Origin of the sequence: Marinobacter salarius, assembly GCF_032922745.1 — a bacterium.
Taxonomy (GTDB): Bacteria; Pseudomonadota; Gammaproteobacteria; order Pseudomonadales; family Oleiphilaceae; genus Marinobacter.
Genome location: NZ_CP136693.1, coordinates 3,278,325 through 3,296,889, shown reverse-complemented (window position 1 = coordinate 3,296,889; position 18,565 = coordinate 3,278,325). Strand labels below are relative to the sequence as shown.

Here is an 18,565-nt window from a genome sequence, read left to right as displayed (position 1 = left end):
CGTACCTCTCCCGACTTCTTTGCTGCTTTCCGGTTGTTTTTATTTATTGTCCCGTGGCCGGCCTGATGCGATTGACGGCGCGGCCTCTGGGCCCATGGAAGTAATCGCGAATCCAGGGGTCGTCGGTGGCTTCAACTACCGCCAGCCGGTCCGCCACCAGTACGCTCCGCGAGGCTAACACGGCCACCCGGTCACAGGTGGTGTAAAGGGTGTCCAGATCATGGGTCACCAGAAACACGCTGAAGCCAAGGGCGTCCCGGAGCGTAACAATCAATCGGTCAAAAGCGGCGGCGCCAATGGGATCGAGCCCGGCGGTGGGCTCGTCCAGGAACAACACCTCCGGGTCCAGCGCCAGGGCCCTTGCGAGCGAGGCTCTTTTAACCATGCCACCTGACAGCTGGGCGGGGTACTTTCCGGCCGCGTTGACTGGGAGGCCGACCAGTGCGAGCTTCACCCGGGCCAAATGTTCCGCGTCAGTACGGGACAGTTTGGCATGTTCAATCAGTGGTAGGGCGACGTTTTCCTGGAGTGTCAGGGAGCTGAACAGGGCACCGCTCTGAAACAGCACGCCAAAGCGCCGCTCTACGTGGGAGCGTTGTTGTTGAGAAAGAGCCTGCAACTGCTCACCAAAGACTTCAATGGTCCCGGAATCCGGCGTATGCAGCCCGACAATGCTCCTCAGCAACACCGACTTGCCGGTTCCAGACCCGCCAACAACACCCAGTATTTCCCGTTGATAAAGGTCGAGATCGAGCTCCTTATGTACCTCATGACTACCGAAGCGGTTACACAGGCCCCTCACGCTGATAACCACATCCTGGTGCGCGGCCTCTTTTCTCACCAGCCCATCTCCATGAAGAATATCGCTGCTATGGAATCCAGCAGAATCACCATAAAGATCGACTGTACCACGGCGGAGGTGGTGTGCTCACCGACGGACTGGGCACTTCCGCTGGCCTTGAAGCCCTCAAGGCAACCGATAACGGCAATCACAAACGCAAAAATAGGGGCTTTCCCCAGCCCAACCAGAAGGTGGACGACTTTTACCTTGGTTTCGAGGATATTCAGGATTTGCGGAACCGAGATATCCAGCGCCACGACGCACACCAGCGAACCACCAACAATGCCACTGATCATGCCGACGAAGGTCAATATCGGAAGCGAAACCACCATCGCCAGCACCCGGGGGATAACCAGTAATTCAATCGGGCTCAGCCCGAAGGTTCTTAGGGCATCGATTTCTTCGTTCGCTTTCATGGACCCGAGTTGCGCAGTAAAGGCGCTGGCCGTGCGACCAGCCAGCAGGATAGCGGCCAGCAGAACACCGAACTCCCGCAGGAACGAGAAGGCCACAAGGTTCACGGTGTAAATGGTGGCGCCGAAATCATCGAGAATGGTGGCGCCCAGAAATGCAACCACCGCGCCCACCAGAAACGTCAGCAGCGCCACGATGGGAAGGGCATTCAGCCCGGTCTGATGGACATGGGCCACCAGTGAGGTGATCCGCCATCGCCAGGGTGTTACAAGGATGCTCGCCAATGTCGCCAGTATCTGGCCGGTGAACCCGATCAACAGCCGTTGTTGATGCCAGAAGTCTTCGATTTTTTCGCCAACACCCGCCAGGAACTCGGTGATCGGGTTGGATCGGAGGGCCTTTTCGCCTTCAGGGCTGGCCATCGCGTTGGCAACCAGGCGTAGCAGTTCCTGACGTTCGCTGGAAAGCCCGGGGGTTTGCTCGGTAAGCTCATGGAGTTGACGGGCACCCAGAAGGTCCACCAGCAGGGATGCGCCGGCGGTATCTAGCGCATTGATTGTTGCCAGATTGACGGAATACCCGTTAGGTGACTCCATTGCGGCGGCTTTTTGGACATCCCGCTTCAAGCTGCCGTAGTTCGGAAGCGTCCAGTCGCCCGAGACGGTCAATTGGCCGTTCTGGAATGCAAGCTTGCCAGGGGAGGGCATCTGGAAATCCCGTCTCCTTTGTTGAGGATTGGCGATGGGTGTTCTTTGATACTAGCTCAAATTCGCGTGTTGGGGGTTGCTGCGTTCGAGTGCAATCGATCAGAATCTGAACTAAAACAGAAAGTTGAAAAAAGTGGTTGACGCAAACGGCCTAATCCGTAGAATACGCCCTCGTTGATCAAGCGGGAATAGCTCAGTTGGTAGAGCACAACCTTGCCAAGGTTGGGGTCGCGAGTTCGAATCTCGTTTCCCGCTCCAATTAACACAGTCTCTCAATGCCCACCTGAGAGCATAAAAGTATCGAATCCCCTTCGAACTTTTCCCGGCGCGGTGGCAGAGTGGTTATGCAGCGGACTGCAACTCCGTGTACGCCGGTTCGATTCCGACCCGCGCCTCCATTACACCTGTTAAAACAATGGCTTACAGACGGAAAATCAACCCGTCCAACAATAAGTCAACATCCTGAACTTGATGCACTAATCCCTTAATTTAGCCCACTCCAGGGCCAAACCAATTTAAGGGAATGTGACCATGAATAAATACTCGCCGAAAATTGATGATATCAGAGCCCGCGTACTCGATACCGAGTCTGTCCTTAATTTCATGCGTGACCGTGAGAACCTGCAGACAATGCTGGACCACGACAGCCCAGAAGATCCTATCAGGGCCATGCTGGAAGGCGCCTATATTTCGATTTCTGAGGCCAACGAACTCTGCATCGCACTGCAAGAAGCCAAAGAGGAAGATTTCTTGGCTGAGTACAAGGCGGCCGCAATTGAGGCCATGGATAATGCCAGGGCACTGATGCCTGGCATTGGATCTGGTGAAGATCCTGATTCGGACCATCCAGAAGCGCAGACTGATATTCAGGCGCCAATTAAAGAATCGGGTGACCTGACGGCCGGTCAGAGCGCAATGAGCCCAGCCGATAACCGGCTGAAAGAGCTCAGTGATGAACTGCAGAAAGCTGCTGACACCAGCGCTGCCATATCAAAAGTCATCGAGAGCTTCATGATCGAGCGCACCTATCAGAGCTGTCCGGATTGGGTGGAATCTGATTTTCTGCTCGGTGGCTTAATTCAGGCCAACGGTATTCTGGGCAACCATATTTGCCACCTTGCGGATAGCATCAGTTATGCGCGCGAGCAGGGAGGTGAATCATGAATAATCAGCGGATCAAGCAGGCTGAAGCCTTCCGCAACGAGCTCGAATATCAGGGCGGCTATGTGATTTTCTTCGCCGGTGAAATTGCCGGCTGGGCTCAGTATCTGGATCGGCCGTCTGCCTGGACGCCAGGCTGCATTGCGGTGGATGACGCCCGCAATGAGTATCGGGCTACCGGAGGTGACGAGCAAAATGGTGCTTTAAGTTGGGAATACTATTTTGTGAGTCACCGGGCAAAGCCTTTCGTTCCGGTTTCGCCTGAATTCGGTACCGAGAAGGAAGCAGAGAACTGGTTTGCTCAGTACGGTGATGAGTCAATGCGACTTGTCAGCGCAGGGCACCTATAGCCAACCGTAGCCCCGGAAACGGGGCTGTTCATCTGTTCAGATTTGGGGAAATCAATCATGGATCGAGATAAAAGGGCGGTGCTGGAAAAAATCGTTGATCTGGCACTCGAAGTTTTAATGTCGAGGGACTCAGATGCTGGCTGGCAAAACTCTGGAATACTCGGGCGGCTCCAAGAATGCGGCGGGGTTCTTCCGAAAGGTCAGGCGTCAGATGTTGCCGTTTGGAGAAAGGGCCGGATGCTGGGGGACTGGAAGCCGAAACACCGGCAGGCTCTGGCACTGCTGGACAGGCTGTCACCGGACCACCGCCAAGCGGTTCTGATTCACCGGGCATACCTCAAACGCACCACGGTAACGGTGGATCCGGAAACAAGGGAGCAGACTTTGACTCGCTGGACGCTTGAAAAGATGGCCGAGGAACTTGGAATTTCGGTCAGCGCTTTCAGGTCCAGGGTCGAGCGCGGGTATGAACTGTTGTCTGAAATTCTCCAGAACTCTGCAAAATGCACTGCTTAAGCGAACATGGCCCCGGGCGCTCCGGGGCTTATGATTTATTGTGTGATTGTCCGACTTGATCGGCTTTCGCCGTTGGGAGAGGTCTGCACCACTGGCGGAAACCCGGTGCTCTTCCTTTTTTGGGGGAGGCCAGGCGCCCATCCTTTCAGGGAGTTTCCGCAACTCCTCCACCATGAAAACCATTGTGCCCCGGCTGGTTCTACTCGATAGCATGAAAACGACCGGCGGCCCGTGTTTAAAATTTCCTGTGCTACGCTCAAAGCTACTACTGACGATCCCGATTTCCTCAGCAAACCCCGATTCAGTGAGGGACCAGTGACGAAAATTGATAGCAAGGGAATGATCGCCGGCGGCATTGTATGGCTGGTGCTCATGGCCATGATGGCTGTGAAAATGGCGTGTATAGACGTCAGGTCCTGCGGTGGGGGTGATTTCTTCATGTACGGGTTGTTAGGCATTGGATTTTTGGCGCCGTCATATTTTGTGGCGGCAGTGGTCTCGAGATAATCATGATGTGAGGCTTTTTGATTCATCGGGCCCTCAATGACGGGCCAGCGCCTCAGTCAGAGTGAGTCCTACAGGGAGATGTGAAACCATGCGGTTACTGATACCCCTTTTTCTGATCCTCGCTTTCCCCGTTTCTGCCCAGGTCTACAAGTGGACCGATGAGAACGGCATTACCCATTTTGGCAACCAGCCGCCACCAGGCCAGAAAGAAGAGGTAAGGATTCGAGATAGTCAGCCAGGCTCCATGTCTGCGGACAGTGCCGCTGAATCGGACATCATTCGCCAAAGCCGGGAGCTGGAACGCCGAAAGTCTGAGGAGTCGATCAGAAGGGCAGAGCAGCGATATAGGGAGCGAGTTGCAGAGATCGAAGAGGAGTATGAAGAGCGTCCTGATTACATTTGTCAGGGCGCATCCAACCGGCTGAAAAGTGCCCGGGATCGATGGAAAAGCAAGAAGCGCCAAGGCTATAGCATCGACGACGAGCGGTATTATGAGCAATTGATAAAGGATCGGCAGCGCCACCGGGATAATGTTTGTCGATGAGCCGGGCTCAAGTTATGAATGGTGTGATGACAAGAAACGAATTTTGGCGGCTGTCCTACAGACGGGATCGCTATTTGGAGTTTCTCTCCCAGGATGAGCTCGAAGCACGTGCCTGTGACGTTATGGGGAACATGACCTTTCTCTCTGCAAAGGGCCAGATCGGTCTTCGGGCCTTCGCTGAGGGAGGGGAGTATTGGATGCGATTATGGACTCATACGCTGGAAGAATTTGTTCTTCGATATGGTCCGTACCCAAATGGCTTCACGAACGGGTTTGTCAAAGGAACGGCCATGGTTGAGCCCTCTCACCCCGATGAACCGCTTGCGAAAAGGGCTATCGACAGTATCGGTGGAATCCGCCCGGGTCGACTCTACAAGTTTGGCAAGAGAGAACACTTGGAGCCAATGCTGAAGCGTGGTCGCATTCGTATTGCCCCTGCAAGCTATTACAGTGACCCGTCGCTGAACCCCGCCATAAAAGATGAAGAGCTGAGCTTTTCAATAAAAATCAGACCTGGAGATGTTAAAGCAGAGGATATGAATGGCGAAGAGATTCCGACCTTTGGAAATGTAGAGGTCAGCTTTGAAAGTAAAACTAACTATTACGTGAGCTGCTTTGCTGCAAATTACACTTATAGGGAATTTGATGATTTTGAAGCAGATAGTTGTATTGTAATCAATGAGCCCCGGGAGTTTACGAAGCGGCTCCTCTCCAGGGTAAGACGGATTAAGCCGGACTTTCGAGGCTTTGCATCTCACGTAGATTACATTGATCCGCTGAACCATTTCTCAGGGGAGGTTAATGTTTTCCTTACCAAGCATTTCCGATATGCCTATCAGAACGAATACCGTTTTCTCTGGGTACCAGAAAAACCTTTGATGGAATTGGAACCCTTCTTCGTTGAGATAGGCGATATGGGCCAGTACGCTGAGATTCTGAGCATTTAGCGATTGGCTGAGGGGCCCGTGAACTCAAGCAGCAGGAGGGGCGTTTCAGTTAACAACCGTACCCCTCCGTGGTAGCTATTGCCGCGTCTTCGTGCCGGGACTGTTGGTTTTCTCAATTCGCTTTTCGTTCCGCTGCGCGTTGCCCTGAAGCGCTTGCATGAGAAATTCGTGCTCTTCTTTGGTGATGTCTTTTTGAAACTCCATCAGAAACAACATGCCTTTTGCCATGAGAACTACATTCTCAAGGAGGGTTTGGGTATCGGCGGTTTCCATGTTCTGAAAACTCCAGCCCAGGGGATGTTTCTGAAATCGTTCTGCAAATTCTTCGCTTGTCATAGTGCGCCTCGCTGGCTTGTAAGAAAAGGTGGCAGTTTTTTAAGGATGATCTGCCAACATCTACCCACCAGAGGAATAAGCGGTAGCTGATTTTTTTGTCGGGTGTTCCAGCCTTCACCAGCCCCCGCGCCGGACGGACTGCAGCGCGTTGCTGCCGTGGGCACATTGTTGGGGCCATGTGCCAGAGCCCATTTTTACACCGCGCACCAGAAAGAAGTCGAGCAGGGTTTATAAGTCCCTGAGACCGAGGAGCATTTCTTCACCGTCCGCATTTACGCGAACCTGAATTGCACTCAAGATCTCGAACATAAAGGCTTCCAGATGAGGCTGAAGCCCTGAGCCGTCCACCTTCACCAAGGCGTCACCGGAGTTGGCTTGTTTGGTTTTGGCCTTGATGTAGTCAATTTCAGCCTTGGTCAACTTTTGCTGCATTTCAAGCGCTTCCTCTCGGAACTTGTTCTCCTTTCGGATCTGGGAGGCAATGTCCAGCTGGGTTGACCGGCTGGCTTCATCGAAGCCGCCGAACAGGTCGCCAATCAGGCTGGTTGAATCTCCAAAAGCTTCCGTGATGGACTCAGCCAGCGCCACGACCTTATCCGCGTTCGCTTCCACCTCGGCAATGTCGAGTGATACCGAAGCCTCAATCATTTTGATCCGCTCGTTGCTGTCGATCTTTTCGAGTTCGAGGCGGTAGCTCTCTGTATTGGTGACGAGGTCTTGAGTCTTGGTTGCGGCATCGCTTACGGATTTGCCGGACTTGATAATGGCACCTGACCAGCTGTTCACCTTGCCCGTCGCTTTGTCGTAGCCAAGGGTTAAGGTTTCGTTATTATCGGCCAGCTCTTTCGTGGTTCTGCCAACCTCTCCGAGAGCGTCTCCATTTTTGCTGGCTTTGTCGGTAAGCTGGTCGATGGCGTTACCTGAGCGGGCCAGATTGCTATCGGTGCCGTCGATGGCGTCGTTCAGCTTATTCTGCTTGTTGGCGGCATTTACAAGCTCGTTGGCGTAATCTTGCCAGGCCTTCTGGGTGTCTTCGGTGGCAGTAGCCGTCTTTTCCAGCTTTTCGGCCAGCCGGTCGTTTAAATCCCGGAGCTCGCCAGTTTGTTTGGCGAGTTTCTTTTCTTCCTCAGTCAGAGGCTTCAGCTGCTCTTTGATCTTCTCAATCTCATCAGCGTTGAACTGCTCATAGAGCCAGGAGCCGATGGACGTACCGAAGGCTTTTTCCATTGGATCTATGACGAATTCGTTAATCAGTAGGCCAACACCGTAACCACCAGCCAGGGCCGCACCGACCAGCCCACCTTTGCCTGCTGATTTTGCGATTGCCTTAACGCTGTTCAGGTTGCCCAGCAGGGCCTTGAAGCCTTGGGCGCCGGCCAGCGCCGTGAGACCTGTACCGACTGAATCCAGACCACCACCAAGGGCGCTAAGGGCAGGCAGAACCGTATCAATGGCCTTTGACAGCCCGAGCAGCTCCCCAACATTTCGTTTGGTCGATTCGTCCAGATCCTCGAATTCCTCGATACCCTTGCCGATTGCCTGAAACAGTGGCTGGAGGCCATCCACGATCCCTGCCGAAATGTTCACCAAAGCGGTGAAGGCATCCACGACCCGCTGAAGGGCCTGCTCCAGCCCCTCTACGGTGTCCAGGTCGATATCACCAAAGACGTTGGTGAAGGCATTCCCGAGTTCGTCGCTGAGGTCTCCAAAGGATGCCAGTAGCTGGCTCAGATCGAGGTTTGCCAGTGCTTCAGGGAAGTTTTCCGCGATGGTCTGCATCTTCCTGTCAATATCCCCGGCAAGGCCTTCCAGGGCGTCCAGGATTGGCGAGAAGGCGCCGTTATCGAGTTTTATCTCGTTGCCCAGGGAATTGAATATGCTGGTCAGGGAGGTGACGATGCTGCGTGTTTCGTCTGTGAGCCGGCCACCTACGCCGATGAGTGCTGATTCAAGGTTGTTGACCAGGGTCTGACCAAGAAGCCCCAGGGTATCTACCAGCTCTTCAGAGGCAGTTTTTGCCGATCCGGTGTTCTGTGTGAACTTGATAAGGTTTTCGGCAAACTTTTCAGCCGCATTACCGCCTAGAGCAAGCACTGGAGCCAGGGCCTCAACGGAGCCGAACAGCTGCGCGATGACTTCCGTGTTTCCGCCCGTGGCTTCCATAACATCTGCCAGCACTCCTGCGAAGCCTTTGCTTTCGAGGGCTGCTGCGTTGAACTCAATGCCAAGCTCGGCGGCCACATCCCGAGCCTCACTAGTCGGCTTGAGTAGCGCAGTAATTGCAGCCCGAATACCAGTGATAGCCTCTGGCGTACTGGTGCCGGTTTCTGCGGTGATGGTCGCAATGGCTGCGGCCATTTCTTCAAAGCTCAGTCCGGCGGCAGCTGCGATAGGCGACAACCGGCCCATTGAGGAAGCGAGCTCTGGAATAGTTGTTTGGCCAAGCTGAACGGCAGTAAAGAAGTTATCGGCGTAATCTCCGGCTTCATCCGCCGATGCACCGAAAGCGTTCATGGTGCTGACCAGGGCCGTAGTGGTATCGCCAAGGTCTGCGCGGCCGGCAATGGAAAGCTGTTCAGCGGCGGCAAGAAGCTCAAGCGAATCTTTGTAGTCAGTGCCGGCTGAGATCGCGCTGTATGTGGCGTTGGTTATTTGATCCAGAGATGCAGTCGAAGTCTCGGAGTAGGACAGGATCTGATCCTGAAAATCACGGAGGTTGTCAGCAGGCTGCCCGATCAGGGTGGCAATCTCGCCAAAGGCTGTATCAAAGTCGTCCGATATCTTGATGGCGTAGGCGGTCACGCCCACGGCGGCAGCGGCAAGGGCTGCGTCCAGCTTCACAATGCTGTCGGTGATGTTGGCCAGGGGCCCGGTCAGGTCGCCTACGCGGTTCGTCAGGCCGTCCAGGTTCTTGCCGACTGAGCTGATAGCGTTGCCGGTTTTGTCGACGCCACCAAAGATGATTTCAACAGTTTTCGATGTATCAGCCATTGAGCGCTTCCTCTGAAAGGTTGTTGGTGGCGAGGGCTTGGATCACTGGGAGTCCCTCGTCATTTGAAATTGCATAGGGCGCGGGCTCTGACTGGTCAAGTGGTCCAGCTCGATCAGCTTTGCAGCTGCGTTTACGTCGCCACTGTTTGCCGCATCTCTCAGGATCTTGTAGTAACCGAGGATTGCGGATTTGCTTGGCCGGATGTTCTGGCCGCCTTTAGGTCTGGGCATGGTGATCACCTCTGCATCCCGTTGAGTTGACGATAAACCCTGTGCAGGTTTGGCTGGATGCTGCCCTGGCTTGAGCTGGCTCCAGCATTCCCGGGCGCCGTTTCTCGAATGTCGCGGTTTGAGTCGTCGAAGGATTCGGTTTCGCCAGGATCACCCTCGCGCCACCAGCGCTTCAGCTCTTTAGTTCTCCAGGTGAAAATATCTTCCGGCTGTGATGACATCTCGAACTCCCTCACCCCTGTTTTAATATACAGTAATTTAACCATATATAGGCATAAAATGCCATTAAACGGTGTATTTGTAGCAGTACCTGCTTACAATTGAATCATAAGGGCAATCCCAGATTTTTGGGGGAAAGAAAGTGAGTTGTTGGCTTGGCCTGCCATGATGCCTGCTGTTGGATTGAGGCTGCCCGCAAGGTCATCGAGCTTTTCGTTGCCGCAATTCAACCTGCGCCTTTTATAACCAGAACGATCAGATTTAACTGTATGATTTTTCGGGCTTAATAAAACCCAACTGGTGAGGCGTCATGCACGCCCAAAAATTTTCCGTTTTCCGCGTGGTTGCTCCGGCCCCGCGGGCTGGCCGGACCTCCAGGGGCCCCCCGATTTGCCGCACATAGACAAGCGCCACCGATTCTCTGTTGAGATCCTGCAACCGACGCGTGAAATCTTGTCAGCGGCTTTCGGTGCTTTGCTCGAGTGATTTCACCGGAAAGCTGACAGACCGTTTTAAGGCCAGTTTCGGCAACAATTAACTTCTGAAGTTGCTGCATTGGTTGATTCAATCTCCTGCGGTGGTGGCTGTTGGCCGGTAGCCCAGCAATGCGGGGGCGGTAGTGTCCGGGATTCGCAATCTTCATGTTGCAGAAAATCGCTGGCCCCTCTCGTTCAGAGTCAGACCAGCAACCTGCCATTCAGGCGATCACGGTCACTGCAAGCTTCTAGTGGATCTACCGCCTGCAGCCTGGCAATCAATATCATCGAAAAGGCTGGCCGCCTCGCTTTCGGTCAGCTGGCCCTGGTATTTCAGCAATTGGATCATCGCTCTGGCCATCAGGAAGAAATCTCTCTTCTCAGCGTTGGTTTGAGATCCGCTCATCAGGCCATAGGCATTACTCAGCGGGTGGCCTGGGTGACTTTCGGTAAACTGGTTCATATTCATGGTTCTGTCGCTCTCGGTAGTTTGGTGGTGCAGTGGAGAGGCCGCCGATTTGAGCACCAAGGCAGGGGGATTTTCTCGCCTGCCCTGGTGGGTATTACGGTCCTCCTGATTTCGGAATAAATCGGTTATGCAGCCTGATCCTGAATGCCGTTCATAATCTGGTCGATGCGTTCGCTCACCAGTTCGGCACCGGCCTCGATGCTGACCCTCTCGAATTCATTAATTCCATCCGCGTTGATCGTCAACTGGATGTGAGAGCTGGCCAGGCTTTCACCATCGCCCTGTTGAGCAGCAAGGTTCGATGCAGTGGTGATGTCGGCAATGGCGCGTTCCATCCTGCCAGCTGCTTCCCTGAGCTGATCCAGACCGTCCTGATAGATGCCCCGGGCGTAAAGGCTGATCATTGTCCGATAACCGCGCTCAGCATCGGCGTGTTGATCCTTGAGGCTGTCCAGGTGACGTTGGTAACCGCGTTGAGTGGATTCTGAGAGGTTCGCCGTTTCCTCCAGATCCTCAAGCAGTTTTTTCAGCTTGTTGAGATCCGTGGTCACCTTCTTCAGGTCTGCCGGTGTGGCCTTTCCCATATCCGCATCAGCGGCCATCATGTCGCGGTCAGCTGAGAGCAGATCAATCTTTTCCCTCAGCTCGGAGATCTGGTCTTCCATTGGACTTTTTGAGGCCCGCTCAGCGGCTTCTTCAAGCTGGCGGATCTGTCCTTCCAGTCCCTCCAGTTCCCGTTTAGCAATGACCAGATCCTGAAGCTCTGCCTTCGGTGGATTGGTTTGCAGCTTGTTGAGCTCTGCAGTCATGTCGTCCATTTCTTTCTGCAGGGGTGCGAAGATGACTTCAGCTGCCTGCCTATCTTTATCCAGTTCCCGAAGTGCAGCATCTTTCTGCAGCCTTTCCTGCTTGGTCATCCGGCCATAACGGACTTCACCGGCTACCTTGGGAGCGTCTTCTTTATCGAGCTCGTTCTGGATGTAGCCAATCCTGTTGTTGATCTGGGTCAGCTCGCTTTGCCGCTGACTCAGTTCCGGCCCCTTTTCTTCGATGAGTCTCTGAAGCTCGCTTGTTCGGGCTGCCAGACTGTAAGCGGTGTTCAAATTCATGGCTTTCTTGATCATTTGCTTGATGTTCATTCGGTGTTCTCCTGGCGCTGGGTGTGGCGCTCTCGATTCATGGTTTCAGGGTTTTGCGCCCATGCCGGTTAGGGCATCAGGCGGTTTTCATTGCTTGGTTCAGGGGTTTATCACCTCCGGCGGTTGTGGATTGAAGGGTTGCGAATTCTGGGCGGTGCTATTGAAGGGCAGGCGCCCACATAGGCCTGGCGAAGTCCTGATCCTTCCGGGCAATACCGGCTCAGTGGTGCATAACAGGTAGGGCAGGCCATCAGGTGGTTTATCAGTGCGTCATGGGCAGGCTTCCATGCCTTCATCAGATCAACGTGCCTCGGGCGGTTCTCCGGCGATCTGGCAGGCTCTGGCCTGTCATCAGACAGCAGGGCCCGCAAGCGGGTGAGGCTGAACTCGAGGGTCAGCGCTATCTCCAGCAGCAAAGCATCAGCTTTTGCCGTCTTGGTTTTATTCGCTGACCTTGTAGGTTTTTCGGGGTAACTGGGGTAACTCGGGTTACTCGATTGATTTACGAGACTTTTTTTGGTTACCTCAGAGCCTGAGCTGTGGGTAACCGGGGTAACCGTGGGCACCGCGAATGATTTCAGGAGGTCGGCATAACTCATGACTCTGGATCCTCCGGGCGAAGTGCGTAGAGCGCGACAACTTGGCCAGAGACCTTTTTGCGTTTTGAGCGTTTTCTGCCGTCCCGCTCCACGATCCAGCCAGCGGATTCCACGGCTTCCAGAATTCGCGGCATATCATGCCCGTTGCCAGCTTCCTGCAGGCCTGGACCGTTGAAGTAATAGATTCGACCATCATCGGACTCTTCCCAGTAACCGGCACGATCTCTGACGGGCGGGGCGCTATCCGTGCTCGGCCTACGTTCTGAAAAACGGCTGTCGCCATGCCTGGCGATAAAGTCGCGTATCCCGTTCAGAATCTGCCGGTGTTCTGTGCTGCCCTGGCCCCGGAAGGATCGCCACTCATTGAAGGCCCACATCGCTGCATTGAGCGCTTCACCCTCTGCCCATCCTGTAATCTGGTATTCGGTTGCCTTTTCTCCGGCCATCGCAATCAGAGCAAAGATTCCACCGGCGCGTGATTCAACACCATCGGAGCCAGTGAAGCCGGGCAGGTTGCATGTCTTTGCGTAGAGGCCAGGCAAGTCGTCCTCATCGTCGACAAGTCGAGCCACGAATTCAGGGCCCGCAAGACCGTAGTCCTTACTGGTACTTTCCTTGAGCGCGTTTGAGAACTGGCTGCCATTCCCAAAGCCGTGGAGTTCATCGAAAGCGCCGTGGCGCCGATTGGTTCCAGGAATATCGAGCAGACGGGCTTCCTGGCCAGCTTTCACCCGCTGTCCTGACTCACTCATGTGAGCAGAGAGGCTTCGTTCACCACTGGAGAGGGCCATGATCCGCCAGCGGGCAGATAGTCGGGCACCGCCTGTTCGGGCCGCCCTCTGTTTCCCGTGCCCATTTGCCAGGGCATAGACAATCGAGCCGATTTCTTTCGAATTGCTCTCGCTGATTTCATCGAGCGCATGGAAAGTGTCGTTTCTGGCTGCGAATGTAGCTTCCTGGCCATTTCCTGTTCCTCGCCAGGAGGAAACAAAATCAGGCCCTCCCCAGACACTGGCAGCGACTTGGAGCAAGGTTGTCTTGCCCTTGGATGAATCCCCTTTACAGTGAAGGCCGGCGCCACCGGTGTGCTGCTGGCGCGCCTTAAGAATCAAGGGTCCGGTAACGGCGACCGATACCGCCAAAACTAGGAGTAGATTTCCCTCGCATCGTTTTGATACGTTTTCTCGCCAGCCTTCCAGGGTGCCGCGCTGCATATAGGCATCGTGGGCGGCGTGCTCCGACTGGAAACGAATTTCTGTGTTTCCGATCGTTCCGCCAGGAAGAACAAAGGCATCAGCCTGAGGGCTCCAGCCGGTAGTAGTTGCCGCAATGATCCAGCGCTTCGGGTATTGGCTCATCATCCATTGCAGTAGCAACCGCTGAGCTTGAAGGTTATATCTGAGCCCATTGCTGAGCAGCTCTCCCCGCAATTCTTCCCCGCTGCCTTTGAGCAGGTGCAAAGGTGCGGCCCATTCCTTCCACTTGCCGGACGGATCGCAAAACCGCAGAAGTAGGCCGTGATTGCTTCCGTGCTCGTCCTGTGTGAGTGCGATTGCATGAATGGGGCTGCTTACCCATGTGTCCACGGGTTCCGGTTCATTATCACCATAGGCTTTGTTCCAGCTGTGCCAGTACAGACCCGGCCTATGCCTCTCACCGTTCACGGCGAACCAATCGTTGTGGGTCATAAAGCAGGGGCGGTTTATCTCTGGTTCCTGCGGGTCCTTAGGGGGCGTTGTCAGCGGGTTTTCCGGGGTAATAGTTACCTCAGTTACCTCAGGATTTTCAGCGGGGTTACCGCCAGAAGCCTTGGGAGACAGGGAGGTTACCCCGGTTACCTCGGTTACCTCTGAAAACTCTGTTGCCGTGTTGTTTTTGCTCATGCTGCCCCCTTCCGCCAGTTTGCGAGATCGTTGAAGTCGGATAGGTCCAGGGGAGCGGTTGCGGGCCACTCGGGCAGAGCGAAGCGCGCACCGGCAGCGAGCGCTGCAGAGCGGGCGGCAGTTGCTCCCGGGTTGCCCGGGGTTTTGCGGTCATCATCTCCGCAGATAATCAGGTCGGCATCAGGCCAGCGGTTGCGGGCGCCGGTTGCCACGGCCTTGAGGTTCCCGCAATCCACGGCAGCCAGAACTAGAGCGGCAGGATCAATCTCTGCCAGAGTGCAGCCAGTGGACCAGCCTTCACAGATCAGCACGCGGGAAGGGTATTCGGGGCCATTAACGACAATGAAATTGCCGGTCTTTTTGCCACCGGCCATCAGGCGTTTATTCCCGGCCTCGCCTATGGTCTGCAGACTCCAGGCCTTGCCGTTGAAATCCACCAACAGCAAGACAAGCTCTCTACCTTGTTGGCGCGCCCTATGGGGCTGTATGCGTTTCCGGATCAGATAGGGGTGCTCGGGGGCTGCCTGGTTGCAGGAATGCCAGCGGCTGGCGGCTGCGGCCGCTCTGGCTTCCCATTGCTCAGCCTGCTCTTCCTCTCTGGCCTTTCTGACTTCTGCCATCCGGCGTTTAAGCTCTCGCCGTTCAGCTGGGGTCATGGTGTCAGCACTGCCGGCTATCCATTTCATTTCTGCGCCGGTAGCCCAGTCTCCCGCAATTACGACAGCAGGCAGGCCACGGTCAAAGTAGGCAATCAGATAGCCGTTTTTGCTGTTGTGTTTATTAGCGGTGCGAAACCGAAACGGCTTGCTTTCGGCATCAGGTAGGCTTGATAGGAGGGCGTCCATGTTTGCCGGCTGGATACCTGCCTCAAGCAGGCCGGCACGGATAGCGTCCAGTCGTTGTGAATATCCGTCAGTTGGACGATCTGCCCGCGGGCCTTTCTTTTTCCCGGCATATGGATGGATTACTTTTTGACCAGCAGTAAGGTATTCTGGCTCTGGTTGTTCACGGTGTAGCCTTGGGCCCTCGACTGGATCGCTGCCAGCGGGGGCCTCTCTCTGATCGACCATATTCAGCCCGCCTTCTTTTCGATGTACCGAAACAGCTCATCCAGTGCCACGGCCTTGCAGCCGTTTATCCTCTCGATCTGAATTTCTCCGCGTGACACGGCATCGGTGATTTCAGAAGCGGTTACGTTGAGCGCCTGGGGAACCTGGCTGAGGGCGAGAAACTGATGGTTGTTGCGGAAGAACCAGCCGGGGCTGCGCTTCTGTGGCTGGGGTGCTCTCATGCTGCACCTACCTTGCTGGCTTCCCAGTTCTCAATGTCTGAGAGTTTCCAGCGGGTGCAATTTGAGCCCAGCTTTATTGGGGATGGCAGGTTGCCTTCTCTGACCCAGCGCCAAACTGTCTGGCGGCTTACTTCAAGGCGTTCGGATAGTTGCTTATCCGATACATAGCGGAGGGATTGCTTGCTCATGGTTAAACCTTCCTGATACAGGGGTTGTTGAACGCATGAGCAGTGTCAGGGGGATTATGTGGGTGCTTTCAATATGGGTAATGGGGGAAACTTCCCCACATTAATTGCCCCCTTTTATTTCTCCAGCTGCCCTCATATTTTTCCAGGCAGTCTTAAAGGATTCATAGGTGAATAACTTTTTGTTCGATTTTAAAATACTCCAACACTCGGCTTTGGGCCCGGGATTACGCCCCGACTTCCGAAACGGCAAGTTCAGCGGATCGAGGTTTAAATGGTTTTTGAGCGTTGCCAGGATTGCTTCTTTTTGCAATTCCGATATTGACGGCGGCCTGGAATATGAACTCTCGGCCTCTGATGGCGCTTCCTCAAAGAGGCTTTCCAAGTTCTCTGGCCTGACGCATAGAGTGCAATCATCCGAAATTGCCCGTGCGGCATCGTGAACCTCGGCGCAGTGCACGCCGTCCTTGTGTATGAGATACAGCGTCCCATCAAGGAATGCTTCCAGCGAGGTGATATTCTCTTCTAAATTGTCTTGCGCTCGTTGCCAGGTCATCTCAAGCATAAATTTTCCGTGGCCAAAGCTCGCAATATCCCAGGTATTTGAAATAATTGTTTCTGGCTCCGAGGGCTCAAAAATAACCTCCGAACGAAGCCAAGGAAATCGAGTTCCCACAAAGTCAAAGGACCAATCACCTTGCAGCTTATCTGGGAATAGTTTGTTGATTTCATCCAGTGCGCTCTGGTTGTCTGCCGTCAATTCACGGCCGAGCAATATGGCCCGAGCGGCGTCCTGTATATTAGAAGGGAGGTCAACATTCCGCAGATGATGCGTATTACCAGTGTTCAATACTTGACGGGTTTCTACGTCGCAAAATTGCACCACCTCAGAGGTTCTGCATAGCGTGACTGCACCCTCGGACGGAGGGACTAATCTGCCAGGCATTGCAGGCAGCGTGTAGCTGAAGCAATGCAGCGAGAGAACTAAATTTCCTTCGATTGCATATTGGATTAAGTCTAGCTCTGTGATCGATGCCTCATCCGCCACATCCTTAAGATACTGCGCGGCCTGCTTGAGGGTCATCCATTCTTTCTGCTTGAGCCTCGCCATGATTTAGTTCTTCCCCTCGCCAATCGATATCACCTTGCCGGTGTTCGTTTCGATCTCTCCGTACAGGCAGAACTTCTCCCAATCCGCCATAAGCAGCCGGCGCTTATCAATCAGCTCTGAGCGGGCATAGGCGGCGCGGGTTTTGTCGTCGTTGATATGTGCAAGCTGCAATTCGCTGACCTCATCTGCGTAGGCGGTCCTTTCCCGGCACCAATCTTTGAAGGTGCTTCGCAACCCGTGAACAGTGATGTTTCGCCCGGTCGCTGGATCGATCCATGGCTTTTCGTTGTCGTTGTTCATCCGGCGGACCATTTGGGTCAGTGACATGTCAGACATTTGTCCTCCCCGGATGGCAGGGAACACATAGTTATTGCCTTCAAGTTTCGGCAGTGCTTTCAGCAGCTCAACAGCGGTCCCGGTCAGTGGAACGGTATGCGCTTTCGCGTTCTTCATTCGGTCGGCTGGTATCTTCCAGGTGGCCGCTTTCAGGTCGATTTCATCCCAGGTGGCCCCGCGCACTTCACCGGATCTGGCAGCGGTGAGAATGACGAACTCGAGTGCACGAGCGGAAAACCCATCTCGGGCACGAACCGCGGTAAAGAAATCGGGAATCCGTTTATAGGGCAGAGCAGGGAAGTGTTGCGGCTTCTTCAGCTTGTTGGGATCTGGCAGCAGTTCCTTAAGGTTTCCTTTCCACTCGGCAGGGTTGTCACCTTCTCGAAGGCCTGAAACCTTTGCCCAGGTTAAAACTGATTCAACCCTCTGGCGCACTCGTGTCGCTGTTTCCGTTTTGGTGTGCCAGATGGGGCGGAGGATATCGAGAACGTGGTTAACGTCGATTTCGGCCACTGGCAGGTGCCCAAGCTTTGGAAAAGCGTAATGCTCAAGTCTACTGATCCACTGGTCCCGGTGTTTCTTGCTCCGGAATTCCGGCGCCTTTTTTGCGAAAGCCTGGCGGGCGGCCTGCTCGAAAGTCACATTCTTGCGGAGACTGTCAGCCCATTCTCTCTTTGCCGTTCGTCGTTGTTCGGCAGGGTCTTCACCATAATTTTTGATCCGGTTCCGATATTCGCGGGCAGCCTGTCTGGCTTCGGCCAATCCGATATCCGGGTATCCGCCCAATCCCAAATCACGGCGAGCCCGGAATGGTTTGCCGGTTTTCGATATTCGTACTTCGGGGGTCGCGTATCTGAACACCCAGGCGCGGGCGCCAGTGTCTGAGACCTTGAGATAGAGTCCATCAGCTCCGCCTACATTATGCAGCCCAGGCGTTTTTAGATGCTCCACCTGCTTGGCGGAAAGTGGCTTCGATTTTTTTGGCACTGGCCTGTAGCTCCAGAAGTTGATCCAACATAAAAACAACAAAGAACTTGAATCTGGATGCTACTGTATACTACAGTCTGTTACAAGGGATTAGGAAAAGCTCAGGATAAACAAGGGTTTTTGGTACAGCGTGTTATTCTGTGGTACATCTGAAAGGCAGAGACCCGCGCCTCCATTTTTACCCTTTAAAATCAACAAATTACTATGCTCGCATTTAGTTGATTTTCTCACCCAAAAAATATCCAAATTAAACCCAAAATATTATCCGCTTCAATCCGTGGCATAAGAGCGGACAAGTGAATGAGCAGGGCATCTTGAGCAAGCG

19 protein-coding genes and 2 tRNA genes are annotated in these 18,565 nt (G+C 54.2%); 7 read left to right on the top strand and 14 right to left on the bottom strand.

Annotated features, from left to right (window positions below; translation table 11 throughout):
- Window positions 1-43 precede the first annotated feature (43 nt).
- Both R1T46_RS15230 and R1T46_RS15225 read right to left on the bottom strand, forming a co-directional pair.
- On the bottom strand, window positions 44-841 hold the full coding sequence (locus R1T46_RS15230; RefSeq protein ID WP_317306019.1) for an ABC transporter ATP-binding protein: 798 nt from the start codon (window positions 839-841) through the stop codon (window positions 44-46).
- The gene (locus R1T46_RS15225; RefSeq protein WP_317306018.1) at window positions 838-1,962 is read right to left on the bottom strand and encodes an ABC transporter permease; all 1,125 of its coding nucleotides are present in this window, start codon (window positions 1,960-1,962) and stop codon (window positions 838-840) included. The genes R1T46_RS15230 and R1T46_RS15225 overlap by 4 nt, the downstream gene beginning before the upstream one ends.
- A 182-nt stretch (window positions 1,963-2,144) precedes the next feature.
- On the opposite strand from R1T46_RS15225, the gene R1T46_RS15220 reads away from it, so the two are divergent.
- From R1T46_RS15220 to R1T46_RS15190, 7 genes are all read left to right on the top strand, one after another.
- Window positions 2,145-2,220: transfer RNA gene (locus R1T46_RS15220), tRNA-Gly, on the top strand.
- A gap of 66 nt (window positions 2,221-2,286) precedes the next feature.
- A tRNA-Cys gene (locus R1T46_RS15215) sits at window positions 2,287-2,360 on the top strand.
- 133 nt (window positions 2,361-2,493) lie between these two features.
- Entirely contained in the window at window positions 2,494-3,126 is a 633-nt protein-coding gene (locus R1T46_RS15210) for a hypothetical protein (RefSeq protein WP_317306017.1), read from the top strand.
- Window positions 3,123-3,473: a hypothetical protein gene (locus tag R1T46_RS15205; protein ID WP_317306016.1), complete on the top strand. Its 351-nt coding sequence runs from the start codon at window positions 3,123-3,125 to the stop codon at window positions 3,471-3,473. Before R1T46_RS15210 ends, R1T46_RS15205 begins: the two co-directional genes overlap by 4 nt.
- A gap of 57 nt (window positions 3,474-3,530) precedes the next feature.
- On the top strand, window positions 3,531-3,989 hold the full coding sequence (locus R1T46_RS15200) for a hypothetical protein (protein WP_317306015.1): 459 nt from the start codon (window positions 3,531-3,533) through the stop codon (window positions 3,987-3,989).
- A gap of 595 nt (window positions 3,990-4,584) precedes the next feature.
- The gene (locus R1T46_RS15195) at window positions 4,585-5,040 is read left to right on the top strand and encodes a DUF4124 domain-containing protein (RefSeq protein ID WP_317306014.1); all 456 of its coding nucleotides are present in this window, start codon (window positions 4,585-4,587) and stop codon (window positions 5,038-5,040) included.
- Window positions 5,041-5,114: 74 nt separating this feature from the next.
- On the top strand, window positions 5,115-5,987 hold the full coding sequence (locus tag R1T46_RS15190) for a hypothetical protein (RefSeq protein ID WP_317306013.1): 873 nt from the start codon (window positions 5,115-5,117) through the stop codon (window positions 5,985-5,987).
- 75 nt (window positions 5,988-6,062) lie between these two features.
- Here the strand turns inward: R1T46_RS15190 and R1T46_RS15185 are convergent, their stop codons facing one another.
- The 12 genes from R1T46_RS15185 to R1T46_RS15130 form a co-directional block, all read right to left on the bottom strand.
- The gene (locus tag R1T46_RS15185; protein WP_317306012.1) at window positions 6,063-6,323 is read right to left on the bottom strand and encodes a hypothetical protein; all 261 of its coding nucleotides are present in this window, start codon (window positions 6,321-6,323) and stop codon (window positions 6,063-6,065) included.
- Window positions 6,324-6,551: 228 nt separating this feature from the next.
- Window positions 6,552-9,314, bottom strand: coding sequence for a phage tail tape measure protein (locus tag R1T46_RS15180; RefSeq protein ID WP_317306011.1), 2,763 nt, complete (start codon window positions 9,312-9,314; stop codon window positions 6,552-6,554).
- 42 nt (window positions 9,315-9,356) lie between these two features.
- Window positions 9,357-9,545, bottom strand: a complete 189-nt coding sequence (locus R1T46_RS15175; RefSeq protein ID WP_317306010.1) for a hypothetical protein — start codon at window positions 9,543-9,545, stop codon at window positions 9,357-9,359.
- Between the two features lie 5 nt (window positions 9,546-9,550).
- Complete coding sequence (locus R1T46_RS15170) at window positions 9,551-9,766, bottom strand: hypothetical protein (protein WP_317306009.1); 216 nt, start codon at window positions 9,764-9,766, stop codon at window positions 9,551-9,553.
- 709 nt (window positions 9,767-10,475) lie between these two features.
- Window positions 10,476-10,709 carry a hypothetical protein gene (locus R1T46_RS15165; protein ID WP_317306008.1) on the bottom strand — a complete coding sequence of 78 codons (234 nt, stop codon included), beginning with the start codon at window positions 10,707-10,709 and terminating at the stop codon, window positions 10,476-10,478.
- A gap of 125 nt (window positions 10,710-10,834) precedes the next feature.
- Window positions 10,835-11,848, bottom strand: coding sequence for a hypothetical protein (locus R1T46_RS15160; protein WP_317306007.1), 1,014 nt, complete (start codon window positions 11,846-11,848; stop codon window positions 10,835-10,837).
- 595 nt (window positions 11,849-12,443) lie between these two features.
- A complete protein-coding gene (locus tag R1T46_RS15155) occupies window positions 12,444-14,330 on the bottom strand; it encodes a DUF927 domain-containing protein (protein ID WP_317306006.1) in 1,887 nt (628 codons plus the stop codon).
- Window positions 14,327-15,400, bottom strand: coding sequence for a toprim domain-containing protein (locus R1T46_RS15150; RefSeq protein ID WP_317306005.1), 1,074 nt, complete (start codon window positions 15,398-15,400; stop codon window positions 14,327-14,329). Before R1T46_RS15150 ends, R1T46_RS15155 begins: the two co-directional genes overlap by 4 nt.
- Window positions 15,401-15,402: 2 nt before the next feature.
- Window positions 15,403-15,621 carry a hypothetical protein gene (locus tag R1T46_RS15145; RefSeq protein WP_317306004.1) on the bottom strand — a complete coding sequence of 73 codons (219 nt, stop codon included), beginning with the start codon at window positions 15,619-15,621 and terminating at the stop codon, window positions 15,403-15,405.
- The gene (locus R1T46_RS15140) at window positions 15,618-15,809 is read right to left on the bottom strand and encodes a helix-turn-helix transcriptional regulator (RefSeq protein ID WP_317306003.1); all 192 of its coding nucleotides are present in this window, start codon (window positions 15,807-15,809) and stop codon (window positions 15,618-15,620) included. The genes R1T46_RS15145 and R1T46_RS15140 overlap by 4 nt, the downstream gene beginning before the upstream one ends.
- A 100-nt stretch (window positions 15,810-15,909) precedes the next feature.
- A complete protein-coding gene (locus tag R1T46_RS15135; protein ID WP_317306002.1) occupies window positions 15,910-16,917 on the bottom strand; it encodes a hypothetical protein in 1,008 nt (335 codons plus the stop codon).
- 3 nt (window positions 16,918-16,920) lie between these two features.
- Window positions 16,921-18,240 carry a tyrosine-type recombinase/integrase gene (locus R1T46_RS15130; protein ID WP_317306001.1) on the bottom strand — a complete coding sequence of 440 codons (1,320 nt, stop codon included), beginning with the start codon at window positions 18,238-18,240 and terminating at the stop codon, window positions 16,921-16,923.
- Window positions 18,241-18,565: the final 325 nt, after the last annotated feature.